This window comes from Streptomyces oceani (genome assembly GCF_001751245.1).
Lineage (GTDB): Bacteria > Actinomycetota > Actinomycetes > Streptomycetales > Streptomycetaceae > Streptomyces > Streptomyces oceani.
The window spans coordinates 5,561-19,300 of sequence record NZ_LJGU01000122.1 but is presented as its reverse complement, the minus strand read 5'-3'; the positions used below and the strand labels follow the sequence as shown (position 1 = coordinate 19,300).

Here is a 13,740-nt window from a genome sequence, read left to right as displayed (position 1 = left end):
CTCGGCACCCGACGGCCACTGCCGCCTACGACGCCCGGAAACCGATGGTCGGGGTGGCCCTGCGCAGCGCCCCCTGGTTCTGGCCCGCGGGCAGCAGCGCGTCCAGGAAGCCGTAGCGCTGCATCACCTCGGCGCTCTGGCCGCCGCAGCGGGTGGCGTACTGCCACCACGCGGCGACCTCCCGCCACCCGGGCGCGGACAGCGAACCGCCGAAGTGCCGCACGGACAGGCCGGCGGTGAGGTTCGCGAAGGCGAGCCGGTCGGCCAGCGGCCAACCGGCCAGAGTCCCGGTGGTGAAACCGGCCACGAACACGTCGCCGGCTCCGGTGGTGTCCAGGGCGTCCCCCGGCAGCGCCGGCACGTCCGCGCTCTCCCCGCTCACGCCGTCGACGGCCAGCGCGCCACCGGCGCCCTTGGTGACCACCGCGATCGGCACCAGCTCGGCGAGGGCGCGTACGGCCGCCTCCGGGGAGTCCGTGCCGGTGTAGCGCTGCGCCTCCACCGCGTTGGGCAGCAGTGCGTGGCAGTACGGCAGGTCGGCCAGCGTGTCCGGGTCCCAGGCGCCGGTCTCGTCCCAACCGACATCCGCGAAGACCATGCTGCCTTCGGCGTGCGCCTGCCGTACCCAGTGTTCCAGCCGGCCGGGGGCCAGCGAGGTCACGCAGGCGCGGGAGGGTGGACGTCCCGCCACGCTCGCGCACGGCTGCGGCGCCTCGTGCCCGTGCGAGATCATCGTCCGCTCACCCTCGTAGGCCATGGAGACGGTCACCGGGGAGTGCCAGCCGGGCGCCCGGTGCGCGGGAGTGAGGTCGATGCCCTCGTTGTCCGCGAGGCTCTCCCAGCAGTAGTCGCCGTACACGTCGTCACCGAAGGCCGCCGCCAACGAGGTGCGCAGGCCCAGTCGACGCAGCGCGGTCGCCATGTTCGCCACGCCGCCCGGGCTGGAACCCATGCCGCGGGCCCAGGACTCGGTGCCGCGTACGGGCGCGTGGTCGAGCCCGGTGAAGATGATGTCGAGGAAGACGGTGCCGGTCAGGAACACGTCCACGTCCGGGGAGCCGTCCCCGCGGAGGGCGGCCAACGGGTCCACGGTGCCCGGGACCGGTGCCGGTTGGGCGCTCCCGGTGGTGCTCAAACCGAACTGCTCCTCTCAGACTGGTCTGACTGGTCCCGCTGGTCCCGCTGGTCCCGGTAGTCCGGCTGCTGCGGCCGGCCTCGCGGTCAGACCTGAACGTGTCGGCTCTCGGCCGACACCTTGCAGGTCCCGCGGGCGTAATGCAATACCTCGGTCATACTCGCGCAGGATCGCTCAGTCGGGATACATTCCCCGCATGCTGCGTNAGGTCCCGCGGGCGTAATGCAATACCTCGGTCATACTCGCGCAGGATCGCTCAGTCGGGATACATTCCCCGCATGCTGCGTGAGCCCCGCCACGAGCAACTCCTGCGGATACTCCGTCAGGAGGGCGTGCTGCCCGTCACCGAGATCGCCCGGAGGCTGGAGGTCAGCGCGGCCACCGCCCGGCGGGACATCACCGACCTCAGCGCCACCGGCCGGCTGCGCCGGGTGTACGGCGGCGCCGTGGCCCGGGACGCCGCCGAACGGCCGTTCGCCGAGGAGGAGTTGGCGGACCTGCCGGCCAAGGACGCCCTCGCCGCGCACGCCGCCGGCCTCGTGGCGGACGGTGACGTGGTGCTGCTGGACATCGGCACCAGTACGCTCCAGTTGGCCCGGCGGCTGCACGGCAGGAAGATCACGGTGGTCACCAGCAACCTCGCGGTCTACGAGGAGCTGCGTGGTGACCCGGAGGTCACGCTACTGCTCCTCGGCGGCCAGGTGCGGCGCAACTACCACTCGCTGGTGGGCTTCCTGACCGAGGCGAGCCTGCGCCAGCTGCACGTCGACCGGCTCTTCCTCGGCACCAGCGGAGTCCTCCGGGACGGGGGCGTGCTGGACACCACCGCCGTGGAGGTGCCGGTGAAGCGGGCGATGCTCGCCGCCGCCCGGCAGGTCGTACTCCTGGCCACCGCCAGGAAGTTCCCGGGCACCGGCAGTGCCCGGGTCTGCGAGCCGCCCGAGATCGATCTGCTTGTCACCGGCCGGGCGGCGGACCCGGCCACCCTCGCCGTGTTCTGGGACGCCGAAGTGGAGGTAGTACAGGTATGCGACTGACCGTACTGGGCGGTGGCGGTTTCCGAGTGCCGCTCGTACACCGCGCGTTGTTGGCGGACAGCGACAACAGCGGCGACAGCGCCCCGGCGGACGCGAACCCGGCCGGCGCGGACGCCGTCGCTGGACCGGGAGTGGAGCTGGTCCTGCACGACAGCGACCCGGACCGACTGGCCGCGATCCGCGCGGTGCTGGACCGGCAGGCCGAGCTGCGTGGTGGCCCGGCTCCCGCCGTGCGGGTCACCACGGATCTCGACGAGGCGCTACGCGACGCGGACTTCGTGTTCTCCGCGATCCGCGTGGGCGGGCTGCCCGGGCGGGTACGGGACGAGCGCGTCCCGCTCGCGGAGGGCGTCCTCGGGCAGGAGACCGTGGGAGCCGGCGGGGTGCTGTACGGACTGCGTACCGTGCCGGTGGCCGTACGGATCGCGGAACGCGTCGCCGAGCTCGCGCCGGACGCCTGGATCATCAACTTCACCAACCCGGCGGGCATGGTCACCGAGGCGATGAGCCGGGTGTTCCGGGAACGTGGCCTGGGTGACCGGGTGATCGGGATCTGCGACTCGCCCGTGGGCCTGTGCCGGCGCGCGGCGCGAGCGCTGGGCGCGGACCCGGACGCGGCCGACTACGACTACGTCGGGCTGAACCACCTGGGCTGGCTGCGCCGGGTCGTCGTGGCCGGCCGGGACCGGCTGCCGGAACTGCTGGCCGACGCCGACACGGTGGAGTCCTTCGAGGAAGGCAGGCTGTTCGGTGCCGAGTGGCTGAGCGCGCTGGGGGCGCTGCCGAACGAGTACCTGCACTACTACTACTTCAACCGCGAGGCGGTCGCCGCCGTGCGCGAGGCGCCGGCCACCCGGGGCGAGTTCCTGCACGAGCAGCAGGCCGGCTTCTACGAACAGCTGCGCGCGGCCGACCCGCCCGACGCCTACGCCGCCTGGGACCGCACCCGCCGGGAGCGGGAGGAGACGTACATGGCGGAGAGCCGGGCGGCGTCCGGCGGTTGGCAACGTGACAGCTGCGACCTGGAGGGCGGCGGCTACGAACGCGTCGCGCTGTCCCTGATGCGCGCCATCGCGCACAACGAGCGCACCACCCTCATCCTCAACGTGCCAGGCCGCGGCGCCGTTCCGGGACTCGACGCGCACGCCGTGGTGGAGGTGCCGTGCCTGGTCGACGCGGCCGGGGCGCGGCCCCTGGCCACCGGGACGGTCGCCGCCGACCAGTTGGGGCTGATGCTCACCCTCAAGGCCGTTGAGCGGTCCACCATCGAGGCGGCGCTCGCCGGCTCCCGGGAGGCGGCGCTGCGGGCGCTCGCGTTGCATCCGCTGGTGGACTCCGTACGGGCGGCCGGGCGGATGCTGGACGCGTCCGGCGGATTCTGACCGGCGGGTGTGAACCGGCGGGTGTGAACCGGCGGATTCAAGACCGGGGGCGGGACGGCCCGACGCCCCGCCCCCGGCCGGCTCACCGCGCGCTGGTGCCCGCCCGCTGGCGCCACCGCGCCGGAAGCGGCAGCTTCCGCACCAGCGGCCAGCAGAGGATCAGCGCGATCAGGGCGTACACCGTGATCGAGAACGGCGTGTTGACCAACCCCGTCAGGCTGCCGTCGCTGAGCTGGAGCGCCCGCCGCAGCTGGAGTTCGGCGGACGGACCGAGGATCACCCCGATCACCGCCGGCAGCACCGGCAGTCCGTACCGCCGCATCACCAGCCCGATCAGCCCGATCACCAGCAGAACCACCAGGTCGATGGCCTCGCCGCCGATGGCGTACGCGCCCACCGCCGCGAAGAAGAGGATGCCGGCGTAGAGGTACGGGCGCGGTATCCGCAGAAGCTTGGCCCACACCGGCGCCAGCGGCAGGTTGAGCACCAACAGCAGCACCATGCCGATGAACAACGAGGCGATCAGGCCCCAGACCAGCTCGGTCTCCCGCTCGAAGAGCAGCGGCCCGGGCTGGATGCCGTACTGCTGGAAGGCCGCGAGCATCACCGCGGCGGTGGCGGTGGTCGGCAGCCCGAGGGTGAGCATCGTGCCGACGGTGCCGGCCGCCGAGGCGGACGCCGCCGACTCCGGTCCGGCGACCCCTTCGATGGCTCCCTTCCCGAACTCGTCAGGGTGTTTGGACAGGCGCTTCTCCGTGACGTACGAGAGGAAGGTCGGGATCTCCGCGCCGCCGGCCGGGATCGCACCGAACGGGAAACCGATCGCCGGGCCGCGCAGCCACGGCTTCCAGCTGCGGCGCAGCTCGCCCCTGCCCAGCCAGGGGCGTCCGACCGGGATCGCCTTCTGGGAGGAACGGCGCAGGTGTGCCGCCACCCACAGGGCCTCGCCGATCGCGAACAGCCCGACGGCGACGATGACGACGTCGATGCCGTCGGAGAGCTGCAGGCTGCCGAAGGTGAGCCGCTGCTGTCCGGTCATCTGGTCCAGCCCGACGAGCCCGATGGTGAGGCCGATCAGCAACGAGGCGAACCCGCGCACCCGGGAGCTGCCCAGCACCGAGGTCACCGCGATGAAGGCCAGCAGCATGATGACGAAGTAGTCCGGCGCCCCGATGTCCACCGCGAGCGCGGCCACCGCGGGCGCGAGCGCGACCAGCGCGATCGTACCGACGACGCCGCCGGTGAAGTGGCCGATGGCGGCTGCGGCCAACGCCTGGGAGCCACGCCCGGAACGAGCCATCGGGTTGCCCTCGATGGCGGCCACCACCGCCGCGCTCTCCCCAGGGGTGTTGAGCAGGATGGAGGTCGTCGAGCCGCCGAACATGCCGCCGTAGTAGATGCCGGCGAACATGATGAACGCGCCGGTGGGATCGAGCCCGTACGTCACGGGCAGCAGCAGCGCGACCGCCATCGCCGGCCCGATCCCGGGCAGTACCCCGATCGCGGTGCCCAACAGCACCCCGACGGCGGCCCACAGCAGGTTGAGCGGGGACATCGCCGTACCGAAGCCCTCGAGCAGGGAGTTCACGGAATCCATGGCTACAGCACCCCCATCAGCGGGCCACCGGGCAGCGGTACGCCCAGCAGGTTGTTGAAGATCACGAAGGTGAGCACCGACAGCACGGCGGCGATCAGCGGGTCCCGGCCGGGACTGCGGCTGCCGAGGATGTGGGCGGCGCCCCAGAAGAGGAGCGCGCCGGCGATCGGGAAGCCCAGGGGGTTGATGAGGGCGGCGTGCGCGAGGAATACGCCCACCAGCAGGGCGACCGTACGCCAGTCCCCCGGATCGTCCAGATCGACGTCCTCGCCGCCCTGCGCCTCCCCCTTCCCGCCCCGCAGCACGTCGACGGCCAGCAGCGCGGCGACGACCAGCAGCGCGGTGCCGACGACGTACGGCACCGTCTTGGGGCCGACGGGGCCACGCTGGGCGAAGGTGGTGTTCATCGTGACGGCGTCGGTGAGCACGAGCAGACCGACGGCCAGCAGCAGGCCACACAGGAGGAGTTCGGACCGGCCGTGCAGGAACGCCCGCCAGCCCGTGACGGGTGGTGCGGCGGTCGACGGCTCGGCGGCCGGCTCCGCGGGCTCGGTGGCCGGCTCGTGGGGTGGTTCGCTTCGCTCCGTCACAGGCCCAGCTCCTTCAGCACCGAGTCGACGCGTCGCTCCTGCCCGTCGAGGAAGCGTCCGTACTTCTTGCCGGGCAGGAAGGCGTCGTCCCAGCCGTTGCGCTTCAGCGACCTCCGCCACTGCTCGGTGTCGTGCATCGTGGTGAAGAACCGGATCAGTCGCTCGCGTTCCTGCTCGTTCAGCCCGGGTGGCGCGACGATCCCCCGCCAGTTGGTGAACTCGACGTCCAGGCCGGCCTCCCGCAGAGTGGGCGCGTCCAGACCCTTGACGCGCTCGGGCCCGGTGACGGCGAGCAGTCGCAGCTCGCCGGACTCGATCTGGTCCCGGTACTCGCCGACTCCGGAGACGCCGAAGGCGACCTTCCCGCCGAGCACCGAGGCGAGGAGCTCGCCACCTCCGTCGAAGGGCACGTAGTTCACCGACTTCGGCGTGATGCCGGCCTCACGAGCCATCAGCATCGGTGCCAGGTGGTCCGGGCCGCCGGGTGAGGAGCCACCGCCGACCGGTATCGAGCCGGGCTTCTTCTTCCAGTCCCGCATGAGCTGTTCGAAGGTCTTGTACTTGGAGTCCTTGGCGACCACCACGATGTTCGGCTCCTCCACCAGCCTGGCGATCGGGGTGCCGTCGCTGAGCGTGGACGGCGCGTGGTTGGTCTCCACCGCGCCCACCACGCCCAGGCCCATGAGCATCGAGAGTTTTCCGTTGCCGTGCTCGTTCACGACCCGGCTGAGTCCGACGGTGCCACCCGCGCCGGGCAGGTTGAACACCTCGATGTTGTGGCTGAGCCCGGCGTCCTCGGCGTCCTTCGCCGCCGTACGCGCGGTGATGTCGTACCCGCCGCCGGGTGTGTTGGGCACCATGATGCGCAGCCCGGGGATGCTGGTGCCGGAGTCGGCGCCGCTGCCGGTGGTCAGCAGCGGTGGCCCGACGAGCACCAGCAGTGCCGCCACGAGCAGCGAGAGGAGAGAGCGCAGACGCACGCGCAACCCCGCCTTCGGTAGAGATGGTTGAGGCAGTGGGGGGTGAGACGCGCCACATGTTCCCCCCGGGCCACGGCGCTGTCTCCGTTGCGTACATAACGAACACGACGTGTCCATGGCGGGCAGTCGGCCTCGCCGCACGCGGCCACCGGGTCCGACGGCGGATCGGGGGCTCCCTCAACTCGCGCGTACGGGCGAGCCGCTGCTGGTCAGCCAGATCAGTGGGGAAGTGCCCGCCGGAGTGGGCCTATTCGAGGCCGACCTGGTCCCACTCGACCCAGAAGGAGCGGCGGGCGTTCTCCGCCAGCGAGCGGACCATCACGTCCCGATCGAACCGTGGCCATCAGCACCGTCGCGCTCTTCCAGGCCAGCCGCCCACCCCGCACCGACCGGTCCGCCCCCGAGGAACCCCGGCGGCGGCCTCCCGGGAGGCGAAGGGCAGCGGCCCCGTGTGCCCGCCCAGCGACTGTCCGACCACCACCGGCCGTCGCAATCCCAACTGGTCGATGACGGAGACAGCGTCCTGGACGTACGCGGCGCGCGAGACATCCGGCGGATGGCGTTCGCTGGCTCCGTGCCCGCGTTGGTCGAACGCGACGACACGGTACCGAGCACTCAGGCGCCGCGCCGTCGCCTCCCATTCGCCGGAGTGGCCGGCCAGACCATGCAGCAGCAGGAGGGGCGTGCCCGGCCCGCCCCGGTCCCGGCAGACCCGTCGCACGCGTCTCGGGTCACGGTGCGCTCGTACCAGGCCATACGGGTCTCCCCCGGATCTGATCCCCCTGGGCAGCGGTTACCTGCTCACGCACCCGGTCCGCCCCCGCAGCGTCGTCCGCCACGGCCGGCCGTGCGTACGGGACGCCCGCTCAGAACCCGCCGCCGAAGTCTCCCCCGCCGAAGCCACCACCGAACCCGCCGCCGAAGTCTCCGCCGCCGAAGCCCCCGAAGTCACCGCCGTCGCCACCGCCGCCGGCGTCCCCGCCACCGTCGAAGCCGCCGTGTTCCCCGTGCGCGTACGGCGTGCCGAGTGCGCTGCCCAGCATCGTGCCCATCAGCAGGCCCGGCAGCACGCCGCCGCCGAAGTAGCCGTACGCCCAGGGGCCGTACGTCGGTCCGGCCTCCCAGTACGGCCGCCGGCCGGAGGGCGTGTCCACCTCGCGCGCCATGGGTTCCGCGCCTTCCTCGAGCCGGGCCGCGTCCGCCTCGCACACGGGCACCTCCCGCTCCGTACCGCCCGGTGGCGACCACTCGACCTGCCGTACCGAGGGGCCGTGCCGGGGGTCGAAGAAGCACGGCGGCAGACGCTCGGGCAGCGGCTCGCCCCGCTGCCGGGCGTCCAGCCTGGCCAGCGCGAACCGGCCGTCCTCCAACGCCTCGGTCACCTGGCGCACCTCACGCGGCCGGCGCGCCGCGGCCATGGCGGACTTGGCCTTCTCGTACGCGTCCAGCGCGTGTGCGTAGTCCTCCCGCATCTCGTCGTCCAGCGCCGAGGTGGCCGGCGAGACGTCGATCCGCTCCAGCTCCGTCCCGAAGGCGGTGATGTCCTCGTCCACCACGGGCCGCAGGGCGGCCAGCTGTTCCTGGTCCCGCTGGGCCGCCCGCCGCCGCTGGGCGCCACCGGAGAGCAACGCGGCGGTGGTGATGAACCCGAGCATCACCACCAGCCCGACCAGGACGGTCACCCCGCCCGGGCCAAGCGTCTCCTCGCCGCGTACGCCGTCCCAACTGGCGGGGGCGTTTCCGGCGGCCTGGTCGGTGGCCTGGTCGACGAACGTGCTGAGCGTCTGCGAGAGCTCACCGTCAGAGGAGCGCTCGGCCTGGTCGGCGAGCGTGGTCACCGCGTCCCGGGAGAGCACCGAGGAGTCGGCGCGGGCGTCGAACCGGTCACCGAGCGCGACCGCGTACGTGCCCGTCAAGCCCACCTCGGCACGCAGGTCCTGGAAGAGGGTCGCCGGGTCGTAGTCGGAGTCCTCGGGCAGCACGGCGACGAAAACCGGCGCGTCGGCACGTTCGATGGTGTCCGCCAGCGCGTCCGCCTGCCGGTCCGAGAGTTGGTCCTGGGCACGCGGATCGACGTACACCGGTCCGTTACGCAGCGCCTGCCCGGCCTCGTCCAGCCCCTCGGCGGGCGGCGCCGCCGCCGCTCCGGTGCCGGTGACCAGCAGCAGCACGGCGGTCAGCAGCGCCAGCAACAGGCCGGACAGGCGTCGACGGCCGTGCCGCCGCACCGCCCTTCCCGCTGGCAGCGCCATGGTGCCCATACTTTGACGCTAACGCGAAAAGGGTGATTGCGGGCATTCGGCGGAGAAGAAATCTCGCCCGGCCGCCTCGGAGGACCGGAGAACGACGCCTCGTGGCGGGGACGTCCGAGGCCGTGACGTAGCGTGTGTCCAGCACACTTCCCGCGACACACCCGCCGAAGGAGGCGCCCGATGGCACATCCCGCCTCGAGCGACTGGACACTGACCCGCGGCTACGACAGCCCGCACGGTGAGATCCGTTGGGACAGCCTCGGCGATCCGGACGCGGAGCCGGTGGTACTGCTACACGGCACGCCGTTCTCCTCGTACGTCTGGCGCGGCGTCGCCCGTGCCCTCGCCCAGCGATACCGGGTCCTGGTCTGGGACATGCCCGGCTACGGCACCTCCGCGAAGCACGCCGGTCAGGACGTGTCGCTGGCCGCCCAGGGGCGGGTGTTCAGCGAGCTGCTGGCGCACTGGGGCCTGACCGAGCCGAACGTCCTGGCGCACGACTTCGGCGGCGCCGTCGCGCTCCGCGCTCACCTGCTGCACGGCGCCCGTTACCGCCGGCTGGCCCTCGTCGACCCGGTCGCGCTGGAGCCCTGGGGATCGCCCTTCTTCCGACTGGTCGGCGAGCACTCGGAGGTGTTCGACGCACTGCCGCCAGCGCTGCACCGCGCACTGGTGCGGGAGTACGTCGACTCGGCGTCCGCTGTCGGCCTGCACCCGGCGGTGTTGGAGCGCCTGACCCAGCCGTGGCTGGGCGAGGACGGCCAGCCCGCCTTCTACCGGCAGATCGCCCAAGCGGACCAGAAGTACACCGACGAGATCCAGGACCGTTATCCGGAGATCGAGCTTCCGGTGCTGGTGTGTTGGGGCGTGGCGGACACCTGGATCCCGGTCGCCCGGGGACACGAGCTGGCCGCCCGCATCCCCGGTTCCCGGCTGCGCCTCATCGAGGGCGCGGGGCACCTCGTACAGGAGGACGCGCCGGCCGAGCTGACCGCCGCGCTGCGGGACTTCCTGCACGAACCGGGCTGAGCCTTCGCGGAGCGGGCCCCCGGTACCCGTACGGTTCCGATGCCGTACGGGTACCGGGGCCGTACGTACGGGTTCCGGGCCCGGAGCGAGGAGATCCGCTCAGCTCGCCTCACCACAGGCCGTACCGCCCACCGGGCCGGCCGAGAAGTCCCGCCACTGTGACCAGCTCCCGTCCGGAGCGCGCTGGTCGCGCTGTGCCAACCCGGCGCCGCCGGGCCGCATGACCAACAGGCTGAGCCGACCGTCGGCCTGGCTGGCGGGCACCGGCGCGCACTGGGCCGGTCCGCCGAAGTGCTCCCACTCCCCCCACTTCCCCGAGGGCTCGAGCTGGCCGCGTCGCGACACGTAGTCGTTGCCCGGGCCGACGGCGAAGACCTCGAGACGCCCGTCCGCGTTGCGTCCGACGGTGGGGGCACCGCCGGCGAAGCCGCCGAAGTCGGACCACTCGCCCCAGCCTCCCGCGGGTTCGGTCTGCCGCCGGTGCCGGAGGCTGTCCCCGTACGGGTTCAGCAGGAAGACCTCGAGACCGCCGTCCGCGTGACGGGCCACGACGGGCTGACCACTGGCCGGGCCGGCGAACTTCTCCCACTGCCCCCAGGCGCCGCCCGGTGTGCGCTGGGCGCGGTGCAGGACCCGCTCGCCGCCCCGGTCGACCACGAACACCTGGAGGCGGCCCTCGGCGTCGGCGGCTACGGCCGGTGGGCTCGCGGCCGGACCTCCGAACCTCTCCTCGGGCCCCCAGCCACCGTCGGGATCGGTCCGCGCGCGGTGGGTCAGGCTGGCGCCACCGGGCGCGAGGCCGAACATCTCCAACCGGCCGTCAGCGCCGCGCACCACGGTCGGTGCGGCACCCGCGCGCCCGCCGAGCTTCCGCCAGGGGCCCCACGCGCCGTTCGGCGCGCTCTGGCGGCGGTGGATCAGTGTGCCGTCGTCCTCCACGGCGAAGAGTTCCAGGGTGCCGTCGCCGTTGCGTACGCTCGTGGGCACCACGGCGGCCCGGTCGCCGAACGCCGCCCAGTCGCCCCACTCGCCGTCCGGTGCCCGCTGGGTACGCCGCGCCAGGCCGGTGCCGTCCGGCCGCAGGGCGAACGCGGTCAGCCGTCCGTCGGCCTCCCGCGCCACCGCCGGGCTGCGCCGGGTGTGCCACGGGGGCGGCGTGCCGCGCCAGTTCAGCGGGGCGAGGTGGAGACCGCCCTGGAACCAGCCGGTGTGGGTGACCCACCAGCGCCCCTCGTCCCGTACGACCTCCGGGGCGTGCGCGGGGAAGTGCCCGGCGTACTCCGCGGACTCGAAGTCCGTCGGGTCCTTGCTGCGGTAGACGTCCGTGCCGGTGTAGCCGCCACCACGCGGACCGATGAACAGATACCACCAGCCACCGCGCCGCAGCACGAACGGGGACTCGGTGACCGGGGCGGAGTTCTCCTTCGTCGTCGTGTCGGTGAAGGCGATCCGCCGCTGCGACCAGTTCCGCAGATCGGTGCTGGTGCGGTACGCCACCACGTGCGCGCCGCCCTCCCTGGTGGCGGTCGCGGTGTAGTACATCACCCAGTGGTCGCCGACGCGGAGCACGAACGGGTCGCGGGCCACCCAACCGTCCCGGAAGAGCGTGCCGGAGGGTTCCCGGGTCCAGTGGTGGAGATCCCGCGAGGTGGCCAGGTTGATGGCGGCGTCCGTCTCGCCTCCGCCGCCGGAGTAGAACATGTAGTACGTGCCGTCGTGCTCGATGACGTGCGGCGCCCACAGGTGGTCCTCGCCGTAGGAGGGGTCGACGGTGAGCGCGGGTTCCCGGGTGGTCCACGGACCGTCCAGCTCCGGCGCGGTGGCGTGCGCGAGGGTGTCCTCCTCGGCCGAGTCCGGGACCTCGCCGGGCGCGGCCTGCTCACCGGTGATTCCGAACATGTGCCAGGTGCCGTCCGGGCCCTTGATGAGGCTGTGGTCGTTGAGGTACCTGGCCGGTTGTTCGGCGGAGGTGTCGTAGACCTTGCGAAAGGTGCCGGATCCGACCCACTCCGGCCCGCTCCCGGCGACTCGCTCCCGCGGCCGCTCACCCCGCGCGCTCCGGTCACCGGCGGGCGCCGCGGCCGTGGGCACGGCGGCGGCCAACAGGCTGATGAGCAGCACCAGTCCAACGGTGCCGTGCCCGCCGCGTCGCCGTACGCCGCCGCGCCGTACGGGCGGGGTGGCCCACCGGGCACGCGTGTGCTGTGTCGTCACGGTCACTCGTCTCCGATCCGGGGCCCATTCGCGAGAAATCGTTTTCAGGAATCGGAACGTACGACCGCCCGCCCGACCGGTCAATGCTTCCGACACGCCGCGCGGCTCGGTCAACGCGGTACTAAGCTCAGCGGCATGGCAGACGACATGGTGGACGTCACCTCCGAGGTCGAACTCCGCGAACTGGTCGGCGAACCGGGGCAGCACGTGCTGCACAAGACCCGCGCCGCCCTGCACCCGCTGGACAGGGAGTGGCTGGCCCACTCGCCGTTCTGCCTGATCGCCACCTCGGCTCCGGACGGCAGCTGTGACGTCTCCCCCAAGGGCGACCCGCCCGGCTTCGTGAAGGCCCTCGACGACCACACGCTCGCGATCCCGGACCGCCCCGGCAACAAGCGGATCGACAGCCTCCGGAACATCCTGGCCAACCCGCACGTCGGCCTGCTCTTCCTGCTGCCCGGCCGAGGCGACACCCTGCGAATCAACGGACGGGCGCGGATCGTACGGGAGGCGCCGTTCCTCGACGAGATGACCGTACGCCGGCACCGCCCGAAACTGGCCCTGGTCGTCCACATCGAGGAGATCTACCACCACTGCGCCAAGGCGTTCCTCCGCTCCGCCCTGTGGAAGCCCGAGCAGTGGCAACCAGGGGCGCTGCCGAACCGGGCCCGGATGGCCAAGGCCCTGGACCGGCCGGATGACTCGCTGGAGTTCCTGGAGGAGTACTACGGGCCGAAGTACGCGGAGAAGCTCTACGGTTGACGCCGCCGAGGCCCTACCGGGGCGAGCCGCTCCGGAAACCCGCTGGCGCGCCCGATCCGCCGCTGGCAGCCTTCCCCGATGCGTGAGTCACCGTGTGCGCTGTCGCGTTGGCAGTTCGAGTTCACCTGGTCGCTGTTCGAGTACCACCTGGAGCGGTTGTCCCCGGAGGACTTCCTGTGGGAGCCCGCCGCCCTGTGCTGGACGATGCGTCCGGAGGAGGCGGGCCGCTGGCTGCCGGACTGGGCGGAGACGGAACCGGACCCGGTGCCCGTGCCCACCATCGGCTGGGTCAGTTGGCACATCGGCTGGTGGTGGAGCGTGACCCTCGACCACGCGCGCGGCCGGGCACCACGGGAACGCACGGCCGTGACCTGGCCGGGGCCCGGGGAGCCGACCCTGGCGTGGCTGCGGGGGCTGCGTACGGACTGGCTGGCGGTGTTGGACGAGCTGACCGAGGACGAGCTGACCGCCACCGCACCGTTCCCGTGGCAGCACGACCACGAGCACACCGTCGCGCACATGGTGTCCTGGGTGAACGCCGAACTGTTGAAGAACGTCGCGGAGATCGGTCAGCTGCGGATGCTACGCGCCGCCGAGCGGCACGGACCGTGATTCCCGCCGGACGGGAGCCGGTTCGGGGCCCCGCCGGGCGCCCCATGTGGGCGCTCACGCCACCGCACCCGACGCGGCCTCACGCCACCGCACCCGACGCGGCCTCACGCCACAGCACCCCGACGCGGCCTCACGCCGCGTCGGACAGCC

Annotated in this window: 11 protein-coding genes and 1 pseudogene; 5 read left to right on the top strand and 7 right to left on the bottom strand. The window is 72.5% G+C overall.

Going from position 1 to position 13,740, the window contains the following annotated elements; translation table 11 throughout:
- Positions 1-25: 25 nt before the first annotated feature.
- Complete coding sequence (locus tag AN216_RS12560) at positions 26-1,135, bottom strand: carbohydrate kinase family protein (RefSeq protein ID WP_070196755.1); 1,110 nt, start codon at positions 1,133-1,135, stop codon at positions 26-28.
- Positions 1,136-1,413: 278 nt separating this feature from the next.
- Here AN216_RS12560 and AN216_RS12555 point away from each other — a divergent pair, with 278 nt between their 5' ends.
- Together AN216_RS12555 and AN216_RS12550 are read left to right on the top strand one after the other, a co-directional pair.
- A complete protein-coding gene (locus AN216_RS12555; RefSeq protein WP_070196754.1) occupies positions 1,414-2,172 on the top strand; it encodes a DeoR/GlpR family DNA-binding transcription regulator in 759 nt (252 codons plus the stop codon).
- Positions 2,163-3,554 carry a 6-phospho-beta-glucosidase gene (locus AN216_RS12550; protein ID WP_070196753.1) on the top strand — a complete coding sequence of 464 codons (1,392 nt, stop codon included), beginning with the start codon at positions 2,163-2,165 and terminating at the stop codon, positions 3,552-3,554. Before AN216_RS12555 ends, AN216_RS12550 begins: the two co-directional genes overlap by 10 nt.
- Positions 3,555-3,636: 82 nt before the next feature.
- Here AN216_RS12550 and AN216_RS12545 read toward each other — a convergent pair whose 3' ends face one another.
- The 5 genes and pseudogenes from AN216_RS12545 to AN216_RS29215 all read right to left on the bottom strand — a co-directional run bounded on the left by AN216_RS12545 (position 3,637) and on the right by AN216_RS29215 (position 8,973).
- Positions 3,637-5,151, bottom strand: a complete 1,515-nt coding sequence (locus tag AN216_RS12545) for a tripartite tricarboxylate transporter permease (protein WP_070196752.1) — start codon at positions 5,149-5,151, stop codon at positions 3,637-3,639.
- A gap of 2 nt (positions 5,152-5,153) precedes the next feature.
- Entirely contained in the window at positions 5,154-5,741 is a 588-nt protein-coding gene (locus tag AN216_RS12540) for a tripartite tricarboxylate transporter TctB family protein (protein ID WP_070196751.1), read from the bottom strand.
- A complete protein-coding gene (locus AN216_RS12535; protein ID WP_070196750.1) occupies positions 5,738-6,721 on the bottom strand; it encodes a Bug family tripartite tricarboxylate transporter substrate binding protein in 984 nt (327 codons plus the stop codon). The genes AN216_RS12540 and AN216_RS12535 overlap by 4 nt, the downstream gene beginning before the upstream one ends.
- 259 nt (positions 6,722-6,980) lie before the next feature.
- Positions 6,981-7,477: pseudogene (locus tag AN216_RS12530) on the bottom strand (alpha/beta fold hydrolase); the annotation flags it as partial.
- A 110-nt stretch (positions 7,478-7,587) separates the two neighbouring features.
- Entirely contained in the window at positions 7,588-8,973 is a 1,386-nt protein-coding gene (locus tag AN216_RS29215) for a hypothetical protein (protein WP_070196794.1), read from the bottom strand.
- Between the two features lie 180 nt (positions 8,974-9,153).
- On the opposite strand from AN216_RS29215, the gene AN216_RS12520 reads away from it, so the two are divergent.
- Entirely contained in the window at positions 9,154-10,002 is an 849-nt protein-coding gene (locus AN216_RS12520; RefSeq protein ID WP_070196748.1) for an alpha/beta fold hydrolase, read from the top strand.
- A gap of 99 nt (positions 10,003-10,101) precedes the next feature.
- On the opposite strand, the gene AN216_RS29690 is transcribed toward AN216_RS12520, so the two are convergent.
- Positions 10,102-12,216 (bottom strand): DUF8189 domain-containing protein, encoded by a 2,115-nt coding sequence (locus tag AN216_RS29690; protein WP_212732697.1) that lies wholly within the window; start codon positions 12,214-12,216, stop codon positions 10,102-10,104.
- A 135-nt stretch (positions 12,217-12,351) separates the two neighbouring features.
- Between AN216_RS29690 and AN216_RS12510 the strand changes: the two genes are divergently transcribed.
- Entirely contained in the window at positions 12,352-12,978 is a 627-nt protein-coding gene (locus AN216_RS12510) for a pyridoxamine 5'-phosphate oxidase family protein (protein WP_070196746.1), read from the top strand.
- Between the two features lie 78 nt (positions 12,979-13,056).
- A complete protein-coding gene (locus tag AN216_RS12505) occupies positions 13,057-13,590 on the top strand; it encodes a DinB family protein (RefSeq protein ID WP_070196745.1) in 534 nt (177 codons plus the stop codon).
- Positions 13,591-13,740: the final 150 nt, after the last annotated feature.

Excerpts from the sequence above, each read along its gene's own strand:
- AN216_RS12505 (WP_070196745.1), top strand. The coding sequence starts at position 13,057 with ATGCGTGAGTCACCGTGTGCGCTGTCGCGTTGGCAGTTCGAGTTCACC.
- AN216_RS12520 (WP_070196748.1), top strand. The coding sequence starts at position 9,154 with ATGGCACATCCCGCCTCGAGCGACTGGACACTGACCCGCGGCTACGAC.
- AN216_RS12510 (WP_070196746.1), top strand. The coding sequence starts at position 12,352 with ATGGCAGACGACATGGTGGACGTCACCTCCGAGGTCGAACTCCGCGAA.
- AN216_RS12545 (WP_070196752.1), bottom strand. The coding sequence starts at position 5,151 with ATGGATTCCGTGAACTCCCTGCTCGAGGGCTTCGGTACGGCGATGTCC.
- AN216_RS12550 (WP_070196753.1), top strand. The coding sequence starts at position 2,163 with ATGCGACTGACCGTACTGGGCGGTGGCGGTTTCCGAGTGCCGCTCGTA.
- AN216_RS12555 (WP_070196754.1), top strand. The coding sequence starts at position 1,414 with ATGCTGCGTGAGCCCCGCCACGAGCAACTCCTGCGGATACTCCGTCAG.
- AN216_RS29215 (WP_070196794.1), bottom strand. The coding sequence starts at position 8,973 with ATGGCGCTGCCAGCGGGAAGGGCGGTGCGGCGGCACGGCCGTCGACGC.